This is a genomic window from Methanosarcina sp. WH1 (assembly GCF_000970005.1).
In the GTDB taxonomy this organism is placed as follows: domain Archaea; phylum Halobacteriota; class Methanosarcinia; order Methanosarcinales; family Methanosarcinaceae; genus Methanosarcina.
Genome location: NZ_CP009504.1, coordinates 2,421,510 through 2,440,923 on the forward strand (window position 1 = coordinate 2,421,510; position 19,414 = coordinate 2,440,923).

Annotated in this window: 17 protein-coding genes; 7 read left to right on the forward strand and 10 right to left on the reverse strand. The window is 43.2% G+C overall.

All coding sequences use genetic code 11. The features are described from left to right. The first annotated feature begins 244 nt into the window (after positions 1-244). Both MSWH1_RS10595 and MSWH1_RS10600 read left to right on the forward strand, forming a co-directional pair. Positions 245-2,068, forward strand: coding sequence for an aldehyde ferredoxin oxidoreductase family protein (locus MSWH1_RS10595; protein WP_048128361.1), 1,824 nt, complete (start codon positions 245-247; stop codon positions 2,066-2,068). Positions 2,069-2,136: 68 nt separating this feature from the next. After that, positions 2,137-2,421 (forward strand): MoaD/ThiS family protein, encoded by a 285-nt coding sequence (locus tag MSWH1_RS10600; protein WP_048128363.1) that lies wholly within the window; start codon positions 2,137-2,139, stop codon positions 2,419-2,421. A 312-nt stretch (positions 2,422-2,733) separates the two neighbouring features. Here MSWH1_RS10600 and MSWH1_RS10605 read toward each other — a convergent pair whose 3' ends face one another. The 3 genes from MSWH1_RS10605 to corA all read right to left on the reverse strand — a co-directional run bounded on the left by MSWH1_RS10605 (position 2,734) and on the right by corA (position 5,779). Further along, positions 2,734-3,606, reverse strand: coding sequence for a mechanosensitive ion channel family protein (locus MSWH1_RS10605; RefSeq protein ID WP_231591726.1), 873 nt, complete (start codon positions 3,604-3,606; stop codon positions 2,734-2,736). Further along, positions 3,603-4,346 carry a DUF432 domain-containing protein gene (locus MSWH1_RS10610; protein WP_048128366.1) on the reverse strand — a complete coding sequence of 248 codons (744 nt, stop codon included), beginning with the start codon at positions 4,344-4,346 and terminating at the stop codon, positions 3,603-3,605. Before MSWH1_RS10610 ends, MSWH1_RS10605 begins: the two co-directional genes overlap by 4 nt. A 362-nt stretch (positions 4,347-4,708) precedes the next feature. Further along, complete coding sequence (gene corA, locus MSWH1_RS10615) at positions 4,709-5,779, reverse strand: magnesium/cobalt transporter CorA (protein ID WP_048128369.1); 1,071 nt, start codon at positions 5,777-5,779, stop codon at positions 4,709-4,711. A gap of 326 nt (positions 5,780-6,105) precedes the next feature. Between corA and MSWH1_RS10620 the strand changes: the two genes are divergently transcribed. The 3 genes from MSWH1_RS10620 (at position 6,106) to MSWH1_RS10630 (ending at position 11,341) form a co-directional block, all read left to right on the forward strand. After that, complete coding sequence (locus tag MSWH1_RS10620) at positions 6,106-6,990, forward strand: hypothetical protein (RefSeq protein ID WP_048128371.1); 885 nt, start codon at positions 6,106-6,108, stop codon at positions 6,988-6,990. A gap of 603 nt (positions 6,991-7,593) precedes the next feature. Continuing rightward, complete coding sequence (locus MSWH1_RS10625) at positions 7,594-9,915, forward strand: fasciclin domain-containing protein (RefSeq protein WP_231591729.1); 2,322 nt, start codon at positions 7,594-7,596, stop codon at positions 9,913-9,915. 301 nt (positions 9,916-10,216) lie between these two features. Beyond that, positions 10,217-11,341, forward strand: coding sequence for a mechanosensitive ion channel family protein (locus tag MSWH1_RS10630; RefSeq protein ID WP_231585492.1), 1,125 nt, complete (start codon positions 10,217-10,219; stop codon positions 11,339-11,341). A gap of 116 nt (positions 11,342-11,457) precedes the next feature. Here MSWH1_RS10630 and MSWH1_RS10635 read toward each other — a convergent pair whose 3' ends face one another. The 4 genes from MSWH1_RS10635 to MSWH1_RS20870 form a co-directional block, all read right to left on the reverse strand. Beyond that, positions 11,458-12,765 (reverse strand): phenylacetate--CoA ligase family protein, encoded by a 1,308-nt coding sequence (locus tag MSWH1_RS10635; RefSeq protein WP_048128376.1) that lies wholly within the window; start codon positions 12,763-12,765, stop codon positions 11,458-11,460. After that, a complete protein-coding gene (locus tag MSWH1_RS10640) occupies positions 12,758-13,390 on the reverse strand; it encodes an indolepyruvate oxidoreductase subunit beta (RefSeq protein ID WP_048130413.1) in 633 nt (210 codons plus the stop codon). Before MSWH1_RS10640 ends, MSWH1_RS10635 begins: the two co-directional genes overlap by 8 nt. Positions 13,391-13,401: 11 nt before the next feature. Then, the gene (iorA, locus tag MSWH1_RS10645; RefSeq protein WP_048128378.1) at positions 13,402-15,261 is read right to left on the reverse strand and encodes an indolepyruvate ferredoxin oxidoreductase subunit alpha; all 1,860 of its coding nucleotides are present in this window, start codon (positions 15,259-15,261) and stop codon (positions 13,402-13,404) included. A 302-nt stretch (positions 15,262-15,563) separates the two neighbouring features. Continuing rightward, positions 15,564-15,794 (reverse strand): Fic family protein, encoded by a 231-nt coding sequence (locus MSWH1_RS20870; RefSeq protein WP_369798598.1) that lies wholly within the window; start codon positions 15,792-15,794, stop codon positions 15,564-15,566. 248 nt (positions 15,795-16,042) lie between these two features. Here MSWH1_RS20870 and MSWH1_RS10655 point away from each other — a divergent pair, with 248 nt between their 5' ends. Beyond that, positions 16,043-16,567 carry a YIP1 family protein gene (locus MSWH1_RS10655; RefSeq protein WP_048128382.1) on the forward strand — a complete coding sequence of 175 codons (525 nt, stop codon included), beginning with the start codon at positions 16,043-16,045 and terminating at the stop codon, positions 16,565-16,567. A 127-nt stretch (positions 16,568-16,694) separates the two neighbouring features. On the opposite strand, the gene MSWH1_RS10660 is transcribed toward MSWH1_RS10655, so the two are convergent. The 3 genes from MSWH1_RS10660 to MSWH1_RS10670 all read right to left on the reverse strand — a co-directional run bounded on the left by MSWH1_RS10660 (position 16,695) and on the right by MSWH1_RS10670 (position 18,735). Then, complete coding sequence (locus MSWH1_RS10660) at positions 16,695-16,871, reverse strand: hypothetical protein (RefSeq protein WP_197073967.1); 177 nt, start codon at positions 16,869-16,871, stop codon at positions 16,695-16,697. 189 nt (positions 16,872-17,060) lie between these two features. Continuing rightward, positions 17,061-18,164 carry an RNA-guided endonuclease TnpB family protein gene (locus tag MSWH1_RS10665; protein WP_048130414.1) on the reverse strand — a complete coding sequence of 368 codons (1,104 nt, stop codon included), beginning with the start codon at positions 18,162-18,164 and terminating at the stop codon, positions 17,061-17,063. Between the two features lie 76 nt (positions 18,165-18,240). Beyond that, positions 18,241-18,735: a trans-aconitate 2-methyltransferase gene (locus MSWH1_RS10670; RefSeq protein WP_082088108.1), complete on the reverse strand. Its 495-nt coding sequence runs from the start codon at positions 18,733-18,735 to the stop codon at positions 18,241-18,243. Positions 18,736-18,972: 237 nt separating this feature from the next. On the opposite strand from MSWH1_RS10670, the gene MSWH1_RS10675 reads away from it, so the two are divergent. Continuing rightward, entirely contained in the window at positions 18,973-19,221 is a 249-nt protein-coding gene (locus MSWH1_RS10675; RefSeq protein ID WP_048128384.1) for a hypothetical protein, read from the forward strand. Positions 19,222-19,414: the final 193 nt, after the last annotated feature.

Consider the following 19,414-nt stretch of genomic DNA (forward strand, 5'->3'; position numbering starts at 1 on the left):
GAAATTAATAAACAGAAGGTATCTTTGCAATAATGTTTTTTATACAAATACTTTTATTAAGGAACTTCTGCATAATTAAATATAAATTCAAAATTCATATCACGTTAAAATTAGCGGTCTGACATTTATTCGGCAGGTTCTCATTTGAATTTAGTTCTTGAGCTGGAGAGTAAGGGGATATTGCCGGAAACCGGAAGATAGACCTGTTTGGAAATTGAAAATATACCCCTGGAGGAGATTATCTATGTTAGGTGGCTATACCGGAAAGATCCTGGAAGTTGACCTTGACAGCGGCGAGCTTAAAGACTTACCGCTTGACGAAGAAATGGCAAAGATGTACCTCGGAGGCAAGGGACTCGGCCTAAAACTTGTATACGATGAGTTCAGACCGGACATGCAGCCCTTTGACCCTGATAACCTGCTTGTGTTTGCAACCGGGCCGGCTACCGGGGAAAAAGTCCCGACAAGCGGACGTTACCATATTGTCTGCAGCAAATCCCCGCAGACAGGAACCGTAGGGAGCGGGAATTCCGGAGGGAAATGGGGTCCCATCCTGAAATTTGCAGGATATGACGCAGTTGTGGTCCGGGGAATTTCAAAAGAACCTGTTTACCTTAGCATCGTGGACGGAAAAGCCGAACTTGTGCCAGCCCCGGAACTCTGGGGAATGACAGTCCATGCTGTCACGGACGAACTGACCGAAAGGAGCAAAAACCCCAAAAAGACATCGGTTGCCTGCATAGGACCTGCAGGAGAAAACCTTGTCCCTTTTTCCGGCATCATGAACGACAAGTACCGGACCGCAGGCAGGACCGGGCTTGGGGCTGTGATGGGGAGCAAAAAGTTAAAAGCGGTCGTAGTTTCCGGGAGCCAGAAAGTCGAGCCTGCAAACCCCGAGCTCCTGAAAGAGCGGGTCGTAGAAGCCATGAAAAAGATAAGGGAGAACCCGGTAACGGCTCCCGACGGAGGGCTTCACACCTACGGGACCGCGGTCCTTGTAAACATCATCAACGAAAGCGGAGCCTACCCGACCCGGAACTTTCAGGAAGCCTATTTTCCGGATGCCGACGAACAGAGCGGAGAAACCCTGGTCAAAAAATACCTGACCGGCCGCGGGGGCTGCTGGGGCTGTCCAATCGTTTGCGGGAGGAAGTCAGACGTGCCTGAAGGACCCTACAGTGTCCGGGATACTGAAGGCCCGGAGTATGAGACCCTCTTTGCCTTTGGTTCCGACTGTGGGATAACGGAGCTTGATGCCCTTATTAAGGCCAACCATCTCTGCGACGAACTGGGGCTTGACACCATCTCCATGGGAGGCACCATCGCCTGTGCCATGGAACTCGTGGAGAAAGGAAAAATCCCGCCAGAAAAAATGCACGGCATGAACCTACGATTTGGGGACCCAAACTCGATGATTGAAGCTATCTGGAGAACCGCCTATCGCGCAGGGATAGGAGCTGACCTTGCTCTCGGCTCGAAAAAGCTTGCAGAGAAATACGAGGCTCCAGAACTCTCCATGGCTGTCAAAGGCCTGGAACTGCCCGCCTACGACCCCCGCCCAATCCAGGGGATAGGCCTGAATTACGCAACCGCAAACCGGGGTGGCGACCACGTCTACGGCTACATGATCTCCCCCGAAATCCTGGGGCTTCCCCTGAAACTTGACCCCTACGCCGTTGAGGACAAGCCGAAATGGACCATCATCCTTCAGGACCTGACCTCAGCCATCAATTCATCGGTTGTCTGCCTCTTTACTTCATTTGCCCTGGGCCTTCCCGAATATGCAGGGATGTTGGCAGCGATTACGGGCTTTGACCTCGATGCCGACAAGCTTCTGAAGCTCGGAGAGAGAGTCACAAACCTCGAGAGGCTGATGAACAACATGTATGGGATTGACCGGAATGAAGACATCCTTCCAAAACGTCTCACGGAAGAGCCAATCCCGTCAGGACCCTCGAAAGGCCAGATATCCCATGTCCCGGAAATGATCGACGAATATTACAGACTCAGGGGCTGGGTTGACGGAAAGCCGACTGCAGAAAAGTTGAAGGAACTTGGGATTGCCTGAGTCTTCCCCCTCACTTTTTTTATTATGTTATTTAGCATCAATTCATCCTTTTTTCCGGAGAGATAAGCTTGAAAGTACACGTAAAGTTCCTTGCGACTATCCGTGAAATAATAGGAGTTCCCGAAATCGAGCTTGAGCTCCGTCCTGGCGACACCGTTAGAGTTGCCTTGCAGGCCCTTCAAGCCCGTTACGGGACTGAGTTCAAAGAAGCCACAACAGGTACAACCGCCGGCGAGATTCCAAAAGTGAGGTTTCTGGTTAACGGGAGGAACACCGACTTTCTCGAAGAGCTCGAGACCGAATTAAAAGACGGGGACATTATGGTCCTGGTCCCCCCGGTTGCCGGGGGATAAAATAAGAATTCGGAAACGTTTTTCTAGGAGGAAGCGTAAAACCCCGAAGTCTTTAGCTTTAGGGGATATAAAAGGCACAAATAATGCAAGCCCTTTTCAAATCACAGTACTTTCCAGTACTTTCATGCCGGGAAAACAGGAATGGAAAGGTAGAGGGTAAAGAGGAATCCGAAAACCTTTACATTAAAAAGGCTGCTTTCTTAAATGCCTGCCCGATTTAAATGCCTGCATTCCTTATCCCTTAACCCTTCAATTTATTCTCCGGTTCAGTTCAATACTCTTTCTTCTAAATTCAACATATTTTCATTTTCTTCAGATATTTTTATCATTCAGATTTTCAATTTCCTGAGGCTGTTTTTTCGGATCAGTATTTATATGAAGCACCCGCTGTGGGAAGGGAATCTCTATTCCGTTTTCCTGGAGGGTACATTTTATGGTCCAGAGAAGTCTGGTTTTCAGCCCGAACCATTCACTTACAGGAGCCCAGATCCTGACAACTATTTTTACCGAACTTTCTCCAAGGTCGCTTACGAAAACAGAGGGAGAGGGGTTCAGGAGAGCAAACGGCTCCTTATCTATAAGGTCCTCGATAAGCCAGATTGCGGCATTGGCATCATCGCTATAGCGGATCCCAATTGTGTATTCAAACCTTCTGACCGGATGTTCTACAATGTTTGTGATGTTTGTGGTAAAGACCTGCTGATTGGGCAGGCGGACAAGGAGCCCGTCATAGGTACGGATAAGGGTGGAGATTATGCGGATATCGGTGACATAGCCGGCTATCCCATTGATTTCTACCTGATCCCCTATTTTTATGGGCCTTTCAAACATGAGAAAACAGCCCGATACCAGATTTCCAACAATGTTCTGGCTTGCAAAACCGAGGACAATACCTGCGACCCCTCCTGCAAGCAAAAGCCCCGAGGGGTCGAGCCCTATTAAAGGAAGTATCGCAATGAAAACGATAATAAGAGAGCCATAATAAAAGAGTTTGAGGATAGGTTCGCCCACATCCTTACTGACCCGGTCTTTGAGAGATCTGCGCAGGTAAATTGTGAGAACTTTGGAAAGAATGATCGAAAAAGAAAGAATGATTATAAACTTAATCAGATCCTCCGGGGTAACCGGACCCTGTGAGGTAGAATATAGGGGATAATCAAGAAATTTAATATCAGGAAGAATCAAAAACCCCACTCCATATAAAATTTAAAAGGTACGAAGCCGAGCTTCCGGAAGCCGTAAACACCAAAAGCCTCTTTCCTGACTTTTCGGTCGTTCACAAGAGCACCTTTCAGGTCCCCGTTAATTGACTGCATCTCGAAACCTGTTTCAGCCGTGTTCCGGTTGAGGATATCCATACGGGCTTTCATGAAAACGTCCCCATCATAGTACAGTTTCATCCCGTATGCACTGAAAACAGCTTTTGAGATTGAAGCCCAATCCGAGGAGGTATTTCTGAGGGTAAGCTCCATAACTCCTTCCTGCAGGGGATTGAGTAAAGGTGAAATTGAGTATAACCGGCTTTTCCAGTACTTACAAACAACCCCATTCGAGACCTCTCCGTAAAGGGTAAATTTCTGCCTCACCAGGCTGAACACGTCCAGGACCTGGAGACTCCGATTTTCATTTTCCGAGATAAAAACGCCGATTTCAACTGGAAAAGTCAGAAAAATCTGTTTTTTCTCCCCACCTGCAAGGAGCAGGGTTTTTTCAAACTCTATCAGCAGATTCGGAGTAATTTCTTTTGGCGTATTCAGGGGTTCTACCGGATTTATGATAATTCGCTTTCTATCTCCAAGGATGAACTTTTCCACTTCATCTTTTCCCAGGGTCCTTCTGTATATCCATCTGTCCCCGGTTTTTTCTACCGAAATCGAGATTCCTTCCTGTTTTACTGAAAATGGGGGATCGTAGTAACCGTACATAGTATTCCAGCAGTTAACATATTTCAGTTAATTTCTATATTTCTTTATATTACATCCTAACCATTATAAAAAAATTACTTAGAATAAATATTACAGGGTTGTAGAAAAAGATGGTTTCCAATTAATTGCCCGATCTATTCCGAAATTCGAGAGGAGATTTTTCAGTTTTTCTCTCCCTGCAGCACAATGTGCCTGAACCAGTCGTCATCCAGATAAAAAGTAACCCAAAAACCGACACCTAATTGAGAACAATAATATTGAATGAAATATCTCCGGGACCGAAAGAATATTTATCTTTACCCAGAAAATCTCCAATTTCCTGCGATCCCAAAGCGCAATTCGGGCGAGGCGCAATTCGGGCTTTAGACCCATCTTTTCTTTTTAAAATAAAGAAACATGCTTATTCCTATTAAAGCCATACCCAGCATGACTACAGGATAACCCCAGTGCCATCTGAGTTCCGGCATGTAGTCAAAATTCATACCGTATACTCCTGCTACGAAGGTTAAAGGAATGAAGATAGTGGCTATAATAGTAAGAATTTTCATAATGTCGTTCATTCTGTTGCTTAAGCTCGAGAGGTAAACATCTACCATTGAAGAGAGAATATCCCTGAAGGCTTCGATGGAGTCAATAACCTGAATGGTATGGTCATAAATATCTCTCAGGTAAATCTGCGTACTTTCCTTTATGAGTCCTGACTCGGCTCTCTGAAGACTGTTTATCAACTCCCTGAGGGGCCAGACAGATCTACGAAGGATGATCATATCTCTCTTGTGTTTCTGAATCATCCTCATAGTTTCAGGTGTGGGATTCACTATCAGTTTTTCTTCAAGATCCTCAATCTCTTCCCCAAAGTGCTCAAGAATCAAAAAATAGTTATCAACTATAGCATCAATCAGGCTGTATGCAAGATGGTCCACCCCATTCTTTCGGAGGCGTGAGGCAGGATTTTTTAACCTATCCCTTACAGGATCAAAAACATCTCCTTCCCTCTCCTGAAAAGAGAGGATATAATTGGATCCGAGGATGATGCTTACCTGGTCCATAATTATTTCTTCTCTTTCTTCATCGAGAAGTATCATTTTCAGCACAGTATAAATATATGAATCGTAATCTTCCATTTTGGGGCGTTGCCCCGTGTTTAGCACATCTTCGAGAGTAAGAGGGTGGATATTAAAATAGCTTCCGAGCTTTTCTATAACCTCAATCTGGTCGAGCCCGTCGACATTTACCCATAAATTCATTCCGGGCTTGTCTTTAAAGGTCAGGCATTCCCCCACAGTCTGCAGTTCTTTTTCGATAAGTTCCTCGCCGTTATAGGCACAGAGACTGATCACAATCCTCTCTGCCTTTTTTTCCCCCACATACACAAGCGTGCCAGGGGCAAGCCCGACCTGCAATTGTTTTTTCCCTAACTTTGTAAGTCTCAAGGCTCTTCCTCACTTTCGAATAAAAATAACCGCTTAAGTTAATGGAAACTTCATCAATTTAAGTTCTATGCCTGATTTTTTGTCGAATACGATTATTCAGCTTTTGAAGCAAATAGGATGATTTTCAGTGTGAGCTGGCACTAAGTTTGAAATAGAGCTTTTAAATGTTTGTAGATAAATATAATTATGTATACGACATTATAATACGTTAAATATGTAATAGATTTTTCCAAAATTAGGGTAAATTGGAAAGATCATTAATTTAAAATAAAAATGTGGGGGTAATCAGTACGGTTAAGATAGAACTCTTGGATAGTATATACGGTATGTTTGATCAGTTGATAGCGTTTATTCCGACATTGGTAGCCATAATTCTTCTTCTTGTTATAGGAATAATATTGGGAAAGTTTCTTGGAAAGATCGGTGCGAAAGTACTGGACAAAATAGGACTTGATGATCTGGTTGACAGAACCGTGATAGGTGGAATGATAAAAAAAGGACAGATGAGTACAGTCGGTTTTTTTGATGCAATAATCCGCTGGTTCATTTATATTATCTTCGCCTTAATCATTCTGGATATTCTGAACATTGGGGTAGTGAATAATTTCGTTGATCTTGTAATATTCTACGTCCCACTTGTGATCTCTGCTGTCGTTGTCCTGCTTATAGGTTTGCTGATTGTGGACTTTATTAGCGACCTGCTCCAGAAAGTGATTATTTCAACCGGAATAGATGAAAAACTTGAAAAGACAACTTTTGGAGCTTCAATTAGATCCGGGGGACTGACGGTTTCAGACATCGTAGCTGGAATAGTTAGAATATTTGGGTATCTGATCTTCCTCACGGCTGCGTCTGATATCCTGAAGCTAAATATGATTACTGTTCTGTTGATAAGTATTACTCAATACTTGCCACGTGTTATCATAGCTATCCTGATCCTGGTAATAGGAATTCTTTCTATAGACATAGTAATGGACTACCTGAGAGGTACTGTCAAAGGCATGGAAATAGAAGGGGCAGATATCATTCTCCCACTCCTCAGAGGCTTCCTGCTTCTTATTCTGGTTCTGGTCGCCCTGAATACAATGCTAATTGATACCAGTATTCTCTACCTGTTCTTCGGACCGCTGGCATGGGGAATTGCAATTGTGGTTGCATTCAAATACGGAGTCAAAGATGCAATCGTTGCGTATGCAAAAGAAAGGAAGTAATCGCTTCCTTTCATTTTTTATTTAAAGCATTGTTCCTGGCTTATAAATAATTTATATATAAAATATGTGTTGAACCTATATTATACAGGTTTTTTTTCAACTTTGGAAGGCTATTTTTCAGAGACAAATAAAAAATAATAATTATTATATCCATTTTTGACTTTTCCTGCAATTAATATTTTTTTATTGAGAGAAAGGTTGTATCTATTTTTCGAAAAAGACTAATAAAGAGACATAGGGGTTTAAACCTCAATATGGATGGGAAAGAAGATTTTCTCCAGGAAAAATTAGGTAAAAAAACTGAATGTTCAGATAGCGGATTAAAGGACTTTTCTTATTATATGATTTAAAAGAATTTTTATAAAAATATAGTCTATCATTATAAAATAATATTAATAAGAAAATACAAATACTCTTTGTATGATATATAATATTAGAAGTCATACCAATTCACACGAAATAAAACTTCAGCCAGACAAAAACGGGGTTCAGATTTAATAAGAATAGTAATAAAATAGAATTAGGGTCTGCTGAAGGGAAAAAATTGGGGGAATTTAGATTAGATCAGGATTTACCAGCTTAGCTTGTGTTTTAATTGTTTTTTTGTTATTAAGTGCAGCTACCTGTACCGGTTCGGCACAGGATGACGGAACAACTACCATAATGAACCTGATAGGGGAAAATGGAAATTTTACTATTATCTCAGGTTACTTCAATAACAGCAGCCTCAATACTACCCTGGCCGGGGACGAACCGCATACTGTGTTTGTTCCGAAGGACGACGCTTTTAAGAATGTATCGGAAAGCACTCTTGAAGCTCTAATGAAAGACCCTGCAGCACTTGAACAGATGCTCCTTTATCACGTCACAAACGGGACCCTGATGGCCGAAAACCTGGCCAACGTAAGCAATATTACAACCCTTCAGGGAAGCGAACTGCCGGTCAATGTCACAGACGAAAGGACATTTGTAGGGGAGGCAGAGGTTCTCCAGGCGAACCTTACAGCAGACAACGGGGTTGTACATGTCATTGATGCCGTGCTGATCCCGCCAAAAGCCCCATCTGAAGAAAAGGATATTATCGAAACCGCAACAGAAGATGGAAACTTTACGACTCTTCTGACAGCAATTAGGGCTGCAAACCTTACTGACACTCTGAAAGGGGAAGGTCCTTACACGGTCTTTACTCCGACAGATGAGGCTTTTAACGCCCTGCCAAACGGCACAATCGAATCTCTCCTTAACGACACTGATACGTTGACAAAAATTCTCCTCTACCACGTTGCGAGCGAGAGGCTGATGGCAGAAGATGTTGTTAACATAACCAACATTAAGACCCTTCAGGGTAGTGACATTCCTGTCAATGTCACTGAGGAAGGAGTGTTTGTAGGAGACGCACAGATTATAATGAAGGATGTAAATGCCAGCAATGGAGTGATACACGCTATAGATGTAGTCCTTATCCCGCCTGAACCTGCGCCAGAACAAAATCTGACAGTACTCTATAACGACACTGTAAACCTGACTGAAGAAAACGTCAAGTTCAGGAATGCTTCCCTGAATTATACAATAGCCAATCTCACAGACTTCGGAGCTTTATATGCAACAGGACTCGACTTTAACGCAGCCTTAGCGCAGAACATGACCGGAAATGTGACTAACATGACCAATGTGCCGTTTGTGTTTAAGAGCATAGAAGGAGTCGAGAATAATAACACTACCGGAGAGATGTGGTTTGTCTACATCAACGGAGAGCCGGCCAAAGAGTACTTCGGTATAAACCCGGTAAGTTACGGGGACAAACTCAACTTCTGGTACACAACAGGGAAAAGCGGAGAAGCCTTAATCGAGAATGCAACCTATGTGATTAACATCACAATCGCCGAAATGATGGCGAAAGATACCATTATTGAGGCGGCCCAGAACCAGACGAGATTAGCCACATTTGTAAATGCAACCGAAACTGCAAACCTGACAGAGACCCTGAACGGAACAGAACCTTATACTGTTTTTATTCCGAGTAACGAAGCCTTCAATGAGCTGCCGGTAGAAACCCGTAATAAGCTAATGAACAACACCACCCTGCTCAGGAATGTTCTCTCTTACCACGTATTGAGTGGAAAGTATGTCCGCAAGCAACTTGCCAGTATGAATACCGTCAATAACATTCAGGGCGATGCGCTTCAAATCAAAATGGTAGGGGAGAATATCACAATACAAAACGCAATTGTTACACAGATAATTGTTGTAAACAATGGGGTTATCTGCATAATTGATAAAGTGCTTATCCCTCCAGACAGCGGACTTCTTTCCGATGGAAACCAGACAGATGGAAACCAGACAGATGGAAACCAGACAGATGGAAACCAGACAGATGGAAACCAGACAGATGGAAACCAGACTGAAGATCAGGCAGGAAACTGGTACTTCTTCTCGATTCCCTTCAAAGCCAACAATACGAGCGTTGATTATCTGCTTTCGGATGTAAACTATACCTCCCTGATTTACTACAACGCCTCAACCAGACTCTTTGAAGATGTCTCAAACATTGAACCTCTAAAAGGATACTGGATCAATGTTCCCAACGGAACCGAATTCAATGCTTCGGAACAGTTTGCTTCGGTTGAGAAAAAGCAGGTCACTGTTCCACCGAGCCTGCAAACCTATCCGGGCTGGAACGCACTGGGTTCACCTGTAAACGAGACAATCTCTGCGGAAATTGCATTTACGACCATTGACAGCTCGTATACAAAAATTGTGGGCCCCTGGGTGTCGGGCAACAACACTACAGGCCACTACCAGTATGTAGGTTACAATGGCTTTAACGGAACATTAGGTGAGAACCAGCTTGGAACGGAAGAATTTGAAGTCAAACCCTATGAGGGGTACTGGGTTTTTGTGAAAGAGGAAAATCTGTACGCCTGAGGAGGTCACCTGAAAGATAGTGTATAAGAAACATAATAAACCACTGAGAGACCAGTAAAAGCCGAAAAAACGTCCTTATAAGAGAAAAAAGGAGGCTTCCATTTATGGAAACTTCTTTTTCACTTAAATCTCTTTTTTACTTAAATTTACTTCTTATTTTAATTATATTTCCTTGTCCAACTGACTTTTAATCCATCCCAAAGGCTTCAATTCCCTTTTAGAGAACTTTCTTCGCACTTCTTTAGTTTCTTAGTTTTTAAAATCAATATTTATATAAAGCTTCCTGCCAATGGTTGAGCGCATGCCAACCCTGGATACTTTGAACGAGACTCTGAACGATACTGCGAATAAGACTCTTGGAGAAAACATTTCTAACTTTGACAGATTATTAAATGATATATTCAGCTGGTTCTCAGGTAACCTCGGTACACTGATATTTATAATATTCATAGGCATTGGCACCATACTTGTCGCAAGGACTGTAAACCACCTTATGGAAAGTTACTTCACAAAAGCAAGCAGCAAGCTGCGGATGGATATCACGGCTTTCCGGATGTTCAGGCACATTACGGTTGCAGCGATCTACTTTATCGGGCTGGTTGTTATAATATTCATCATTCCTGGCTTGCACACTCTCTCTGTAGCTCTCTTTTCTGGGGCAGGGCTTGCTGCCATCGTCATCGGTTTTGCAGCCCAGAGCACGCTGAGCAATATTATTGCAGGAATCTCCCTTGCCCTTTTTCAACCTTTCAGGGTTGGAGACCGGCTGAATATTATGAACGAATACGGAAAGGTTACGGACCTCAACCTCAGACATACGGTAATCATAACCTGGGATAACAGGCGCCTTATAATTCCCAACTCGATAATCAGCAACGAAGCGATTATCAACTGGACCATAGAAGACCCTGCGGTTATCTGGCCAATAAACATCGGAATTAGTTATGACTCTGATATTAGCCTGGCAAAAAAAATCATGATTGAAGAAGCCAGAAAGCATCCAATGGTAATGCCTCACCAGGCCATGGAGCACAGCATTGTAAAGCCAAGTTTCCTCAAACCCGAGACTTTTGCAAACGGATTAATGGACCTGTCCGTGCTACATACTATAGACCCGGATTTCAGGGACAGAGGAGAAGTTAATGTATACGTTACAGAACTTGGGGATTTTGCAGTAAATCTCCGCCTGCTGGTCTGGTTTAAGGATAGGGGCGATGCATATAGTTCGGGCTGTGAATTAATGGAAGCAATTAAAAGGCGCTTTGACAGTGAAGGTATTGAAATTCCATTCCCTTACAGAACTATTGTGTACAAGAACGATATCGAGAAAGAAAAAGCTTCTGGAAAATCCGCTGCAGACAGGAGTAAAACGGAATATGCTCCAAGAAGAAGGCTAACCGATATTGATGATGAAACAGATCAATAAAACAGGGTAATAAAACAGGGTAATAAAACAGGATAATAAAACAGGGTAATAAAACAGGGTAATAAAACAGGATAATAAAACAGGTAACGAAAGGAAGCTTAAATGATGAAAGGGTTTTAAAGCTCCCTTTCATCGATTACTCTTTTTGTCTTTTTCATGCTTCTTGGAAGTTCCCCTATTTTTACACCTTCAATATCCACGGTAACCCCTATAAAATCCTTGAAGGCTTTTCCCAGGGCTTTTTTGGTTTTTTCTTTCTTTGAGAGGTCTTCAGCTTCTTCGATTTCTACTCTGAAGAGCATACTGTCCCTGCCGTCTTTGCGGGTAAGGAGGATCTGGTATTCACTGCTTACTCCGGGGACCCTGTGGGTAATATCCTCTATCTGGCCCGGGTAGATATTTACGGCCTTGAATTTTATGCGGTCGTCAGACCTCCCGAGGATCCTGTCAATTCTCGGGAAGGGGCAGCCGCATTTGCAGTGCCCTGGAATTATTCGGGTCAGGTCTCTTGTCCTGTAGCGAATCAGAGGAGCTCCTTCCTTTGTGAGGGTGGTTATTACAAGCTCTCCGAGAGTGCCATCAGGCAGCTGCTCACCGGTAATTGGGTCGATGATTTCAAAAAGCAGGTGGTCAGACCAGTAATGCATCCCTTCGTGGTAGGAGCAGTCAAGGGCAATTCCGGGCCCGTAGATTTCGGTCAGCCCGTAGATGTCAAAAGTCTCGATCCCGAGTTCGGTTTCGATCCTGCTGCGCATCTTTTCGCTCCAGCGCTCTGAACCGATAATTCCTACCCGGAGATTGATCCGGTCCTTCAAGCCGCGCTTTTCGATCTCTTCGGCAAGCAAAAGTGCATATGAAGAGGTGCTTGCAAGGGCTGTGGTCTTGAGGTCAGTAAGCATTTCAAGCTGTTTTTCGGTGTTTCCGGGGCCTGTGGGGATTGCCATTGCTCCAAGGCGCTCGGCTCCGAGCTGGAACCCTATTCCTGCAGTCCAGAGCCCGTATCCGGGCGTTATCTGGATCCTGTCCTGGTTGGTAAGGCCCGCCAGCATGTAGCAGCGCATCATCTGCTCGGCCCAGACATCAACATCTTTGCGGGTATAGGGGATAATGACAGGTTTGCCGGTTGTCCCGGAGGACGAATGGATTCTTACGATTGCGGAATCCGGCACTGCCTGCAGCCCGAGGGGATAGGCGTCCCTAAGTTCCTCTTTGTGTGTGAAAGGCAGGAGTTTCAGGTCTTCAAGTGACCGGATTTTTTCGATATCAACGTTTGCTTCCCTGAACTTCTTCTGGTAAAAGGAGCTACCTTCAACCACGCGTTTAAGCAGGTTCTTCAGTTTTGCAAGGGTATCATCTTCCGAGAGTTTGGGATGGTAGAGCTGGACATCCGGATCGAGCTCAGATTCCAAAGATGCTTCATACATTTGATTTCACCTTCTGTTCCTGGTCCGGGTGCCCGGAGCTTAGCTTAATTTTTTTGATCGCACCTTCAAACACAGCCCTGTTTACAGCCCTGTGTTTTTCAGGAATTTCGGTTTCAAGTACTGCCAGAATAATTTCTTTTGAAAAAGGCAACATATCCGTGCCTGCAGCCGCTCCCAGCATTGCAACGTTCGCAGCCCGGTACGTGCCTGCTTCTTCTGCAAGCTGTGTAAAATCGAGGCAAAGTATACCCGGAACGTGGGCTTCCAGAAAAGCCAGCAAAGCTTCGGGGACATATTCGGGACTTCCCGGAGGTTTTGATGCAGGGGGTATGGCATGAGAGTTTACCAGGATTTTTCCGCCTTTTTTCAGGAAAGGCAGATTTCTTATGGTTTCTGCGGGTTCAAGCCCTATAATCAAGTCTGCATGCCCTGTAGGGATAAGGGAACCCGAAATCTCATCTCCAATCCTTATATGGCTACTTACCGAACCTTCTCTCTGGGACATGCCTATGGTTTCAGCAGTGCTCACCCGGAACCCGGCTTTCATTGCAGCAAGTGCGAACATGCGGGAAGCAAGCACAACACCCTGCCCTCCGACGCCTGCAATCAGAATATCATACTTCATTCCTTCACCCTTCATTCCTTCACCCCGTCTTCCCTTATGGCTCCTGAAGGACAGATCTGTGCACAGAGCCCGCAACCGCTACAGCTGTCCTGGATAAGAGGTTTATCTTCTCCTGCAGGGAGGAATATTGCGGGGCATCCGAGCTGCTTTACGCAGAACCCGCAGCCTGTACAGATTTCAGGATCAATTGTAAGTCTTGTCCCGGATTTTGTAATTCCTACACATTTTCCTTTAAACACGATTGCCGAAGGCCCTTTAAATTCCATGGCTTCCTTTGCCGCCTCCACGCAGTTTTCCAGGCTACCTGTTTCCACGGTCCTTACGAACTCAACTCCACAGCTCCGAACCACATTGGCAATGTCAATGGCTTTTGAGGCACTTCCAAGGGCAGTTACTCCTATTCCGGGATGGGGCTGGTGCCCTGTCATGGCAGTTGTACGGTTGTCAAGAACGGCAAGGGTAACATCGGCTCCATTGTAGACTGCGTTTACCACAGCAGGGATGCCTGAATGGAAGAAGGTCGAATCCCCGACAAAAGCTACCTGCTTTACTTCAGGATTTGTGCGGGAAAGCCCGGCGGCAATACTCATTCCTGCCCCCATACAGAGGCAGGTATCAACCATGTTGAGAGGAAAGGCGTTTCCAAGGGTATAACAGCCGATATCCCCGGAAAAGATAGTTTCAACCTGGGAGCCATTTTTAAGCTGTTTTGCAGCCTGCTTAAATGCGTAAAAAACGGTCCTGTGCATGCAGCCCGCACAGAGGGTCGGAGCCCGGACCGGCAGGGGTGGGAGCTCTTCCCTTAAAACGGCAGGAGAAGCATGGGAAAGGTGGGAAGGTTCTCCAAGGTCTGCAAGCACTTTGTTGATACCGTCAATAACAAGATCCACATTATATTCCCCACTCACCGGGAAAAACCCGTTCTTTTTTCCATAGATATCAACAGGCAGGTGAGCCCTTCCAGTAAGCTGGAGGACCTGTTCCTCGAGGTATGGGTCAAGTTCTTCGACCACGATCAGTTTTTCGATGCCCTTTAAAAAGGAAAGAGCTGCCTTTTCAGGGAACGGATACACTGTCCCAACCCTGAAGAGGGTGAAAAGCTCTTCAAAGCCCTTTACAGCCTCCTTTACGTAGAGGGCAGAAACTCCTGAGGCTATAATCCCTATTTTTCCGTTTCCCGATAAGGAATTGTACGGAAGCCCTGAAAAGCGCTCGGAAAGCTGCACCTGCATGTCCTCAAGCCAGGGATGCCTCTCGGCAGTAAGCCGTGGGAAAATCGTCCAGCGCCTGTCCTTTGTAAAGCCTTCACAGGAAGCTTCAACCGGGGCAGGTTCTGCAATTGCGAGTTCCACATCCCCGCAACTGTGGGAAACCCTTGTGGTAGTCCTGAGGATGACCGGAATTTCGAATTCGTGCGAAAGCTCAAAAGCCAGCTTCGTAAGCTCATACGCTTCCTGAGGGTTTGCAGGGTCAAGGACAGGGATATTTGCAAAATGCCCGAAAGCTCTGGTATCCTGCTCGGTCTGAGAGGAATGAGGCCCCGGATCATCTGCAACAAGCAGGACAAGAGCCCCTGTTACCCCTATGTAGGTCAGGCTCATAAGGGGATCGGATGCTACATTTAACCCTACCTGCTTCATGGTCACAAGCACCCTTGCCCCGGAATAAGCCGCCCCCACAGCCGTTTCAAGTGCAACCTTTTCGTTGCTCGACCATTCGGTATAAATCCCGCACCTGTCCGCATACCGGATAATTGTCTCCAGAGCTTCGGTCGAGGGAGTTCCCGGATACCCGGTAACTACCTGTACGCCGGCTTCTATCGCTCCAAGTGCAATGGATTCATTACCCATTAACAGTTTTTTTTCAGTCAAATAAACTCATCTCGGATCGGGTAATACTTTAACGAATTGGATAAATTTTGACAACCTCAAGCGAAATAAAATGAGGTTGAAAACGAACCTGAATACTCAATGAATTTTGTAAAATTATTTTGAGAATTCGAGAAGAATTTTAAGGAATTTTACCGCTGCTCTCACTTCAGAAACATGATGTTCATCTATATACAATGTTGTGGGAAGAAGTACGTAAAATTCGAATATAAAGGTTTTGTTTTATGAGTCTGTGGAGCAATAAAACCTTTACCTACCCGAACGAATAAAATAAATTGCGAAAATCAAAATTGATTGGCACATCTTATTATTAAATTAAACCAAACATTTCTCCAAATAACTATCACAGTAGCTATTCCGGTCCTTTTGTTTCCGTTAACAAATGGATGCTGACCTGCTATTGTCTGCAATGATATCTCAGCATTTAAGAAAATCGGATTATCAGCTTTAATTTTATGTGAGAGCATTTGCTCAAAAATTGCTAGATCTCGCTCTAAGATGTCATAATAATCAATATTTTCTACCCATCATTGTTTTAACCGGTCAAGGAGAAGAAACATAGGAGCATACTTTTCGGTCCCAATGCTCAAAGATTGAAAAAAGGAGTATTTCAAGGAGTATTTCAAGGAGTATTTCAAGGAGTATTTCAAGGAGTATTTCAAGGAGTATTTCGATTTTTTGCCGGAAATTCTTATTTTTTGCGTTACGTATGTTTACACTCCGGCAGGTCAAATATAAATATAACTTTGTAATATTATTTACCATGAAAAATTTTGATTACATTGGAACCTGGAAAGAGGTTATAAAAAGCCCCTCTCATTTTTACAGCGAAATGCCAAAGACAGGAGGATACAGTGATCCTATCATTTTTGCAGTAATCAACATTGCCATATACTCACTTTTTTACCTGATTTTTAATCCCGGAGCTTACGATATCAAAGGATTCAGTTCTTTGATGGTATTTGCAGTTGCACTTATGACACCGGTAGCAGGTGTTATTGCTCTCCTTCTCGACGCAACACTCCTCCATATTATTCAAAAAAAGCTTGGGGGAAAGGGAACTTATGAGGGTACTGTAAGGTTCGTACTCTATGCCTCTGCTGCGACCTCCCTCCTCTGGATTCCTCTTGCAGGCGGGATTTTCGGGGTTTACCAGCTCTATCTCTATGTTGTGGGCGGCAAGTTTGTACATGACGTAAGCCTGAAGAGGTCTGCTCTGGCTATGTTTCTGTCCATTTTACTGGTAATTGTCTTTGTAGCGCTGGTTTCTTTAAGCGGCTTTGCCTGATTCTGTTATTTATTCGGTAGTGGTTCCGAATCTCCAGGTTCCCAAACCCACTTTTTACAGATGGGACTGAAACACGGATGGGCAAAATCGATTGCATATTTTCCTGCACTTCCAGGGCAGTTTCCATTCAACTATTATTTTTTCCCGTTTTTCTCCCAAAAATCACTGCAAACTGATAGTACTTATATATACAGCTAACATCACAAAAACCTGCTTCTTTAAGCCAATCAAGCTGCTTGTCCAGGCATGTATCCTTATCAAGCTTAACTCTTTCATACCCTGCCAGTATTTCTTCTTCGGGCAAGCCGCTGCTTTCGACATGCTGTCTCCAGGTCGTTTTATTCAGGTTTTCTATGAAAGGGGTTTCCCCATGTACCTAATCGGCGTTAGTGAACTACCCCTCCCTAAAACTTTCGCTTAATAGCTCAAGTTTTTGAGGGAGGTGCTTCCTGCTTCATACTAGGCGGTTGCCGTTTTTTCCTGGTCCACAGGCTCAAACTGTAGTCCCTACAGCAATTTTCTTAATATTGATAGCGGCATTAATGTCTCTATCATGCGTATTTTTGCAATCAGGACATTGCCACTCTCTAATATCTAAACTTAATTCTTGAAGTTTATAACCACACACGTTACAGGTTTTAGAGGAAGGTTCAAACATGCCTATTTTCAGTATAGTTTTTCCTACCCATTCAGCTTTGTACGTTAATTTCAGTACGAAAGAATACCATGCTGAATCACTGATAACCTGAGATAATTTGTGGTTTTTCTTTAATCCTTTAATATTGAGAGTTTCAACGGCTATTGCTTGGTTTTCGCTGATTAACCGATTTGAAACTTTATGCTGGAAATCATGCCTTTGATTACTTATTTTTTCGTGGATTTTCGTAAGTTTATAGACTGCCTTTCTCCGGTTTTTTGAACCTTTAACTTTCTTAGAAACTCTTCTTTGCAAACATTTCAATCTTTCAAGAGAGTTTTTCAGAAATTTTGGGTTATCAATTTTTTCTCCGGTAGAAAGAGTAGCGAAAGTCGTAACTCCTACATCTATTCCAATCAAGGTAGCATGAGAAAATTCTTGTTTTTCTGGAAGTTTTTCTCCATCATTTGTTAGAAAACTTATGTAGTATTTTCCTGTTGGTGTTCTGGATATAGTTATAGTTTTCAAACTTCCTTTGCTAATTTCCCTATGCATCTTAACCTTAATCCAACCAAACTTAGGCAACAAAACTTTGGAAATAGATGTATCAAGACTATAGTGTTGAGGAATCTGAAAGGAAAAATGGTGATCCTTTTTCTTTTTCTTTTGAGGATACCCAAATCCAAAATTAAAGAAGTTTGTAAAAGCTTTATTCAGATTTCTACTTGCTTGTTGCAATGCTCCTGCATTAACTTCTTTCAACCAGGGATACACTTCTTTCAAAACTAAAAGGTGATTATTAAGGTCAAACTCCGAGAGACTTATTCTGAATTTTTTATACATTAACGATTTGATTTCAAGGAGTTTATTATAGACAAAACGACAGCTACCAAAGTGTTTTTCCATAAGAGCTTTTTGCACCTTATTAGGGTAAATTCGGTATCTGTTACCTCGAAGCATCTTTATAAGATACACTTTGTAACTATATAGAGATATACGAAGTTATTATCTTCGGATTGTGGGGAAGTTGACGCTCTCATCTCCCACCTGTCCAATCCGGTAGAACCGGATTGTCCGAGGAAGGAGTCTTCCCGCTTCGGGAGATAAAAACTCCTTTTTCTTTGAGTATGGAGTAACTCTTTTCGTAAAGCTCCTTTTTTTCTTCGTTTTCCAGGTGATGGATAGATACGGCTGACACTACCAGATCGTATTTTTCCGTGAAATCATATTTTGAATAGTCTGCTGCAATGTATTTTACGTTTGAGTTATTTCCAAACCTGTCTTTTGCCATATCCAGCATCTTTTCTGAGGTATCAATAAGCGTAAATGATGCTTCTGGATATCTTTTCATCAGAAATGCCGATAGAAGGCCTGTTCCAGCACCTATATCCAGGATACCTGGATTTTCAGAATCTACTGACGCCACGGATACCGCTGTTCCATAAAAGTCATCGAAGCAGGGTATAAACTTTCTTCTCTGTTCATCATACTTTTTTGAAATAGCATCAAACTTTCGTTGAATTTCGCTCATTTTTTTCCTCCAGGTTTTAGCACCCAGGAAGTGGGCTTCTGTACCTTCTTAATGCATATACCTTGTCCTGCATTTTTCCTTTTTACTGCATACACCTTTGTTCTGCATATAATTAATTCATTATTGGCCTGTTTCCCGTATCCGACATTTGTTTTCAACATCTCAAAGCTCATTTTGATAAATTCCCTATAAAACTAAAAAACTAATCTATTTATATCTCGCAGCAATGTTAGAAGCATGAATCTTGAAGATGAAGAGACAGTAAACGACGAAAAGAGCCGTGAATTTGGTATGTTGGGAGGTGTTCTGCTGGAATTACAAAGGGAAGAAATGGAGGAAACTGAGAAGTGCCTGGTAGAAACCCAGGAAACCATCATCACACAAAACACGATGGAGATTCTGACAGAGATCAATGCAACATTAAAAGAGATTGCAGAGACACAAAAGAAAATATTGGAAGAAATTAAAAAAAACAAAGCCGAATAAATTCCAATTGACACTTTCTTTTTTGGCTTTAAGAATGTTTTGATATTTTCAACTGTTATTTTCCGGGACTTAGATAGTATTCTGAGATGTAAACAGAGCTTTTTTAACCGAAATTTTGGTATCTCAGATACTGTCTGAGTCTTTCAGATACTGTCTGAGTCTTTCAGATACTGTTTGAGTCTTTCAGATACTG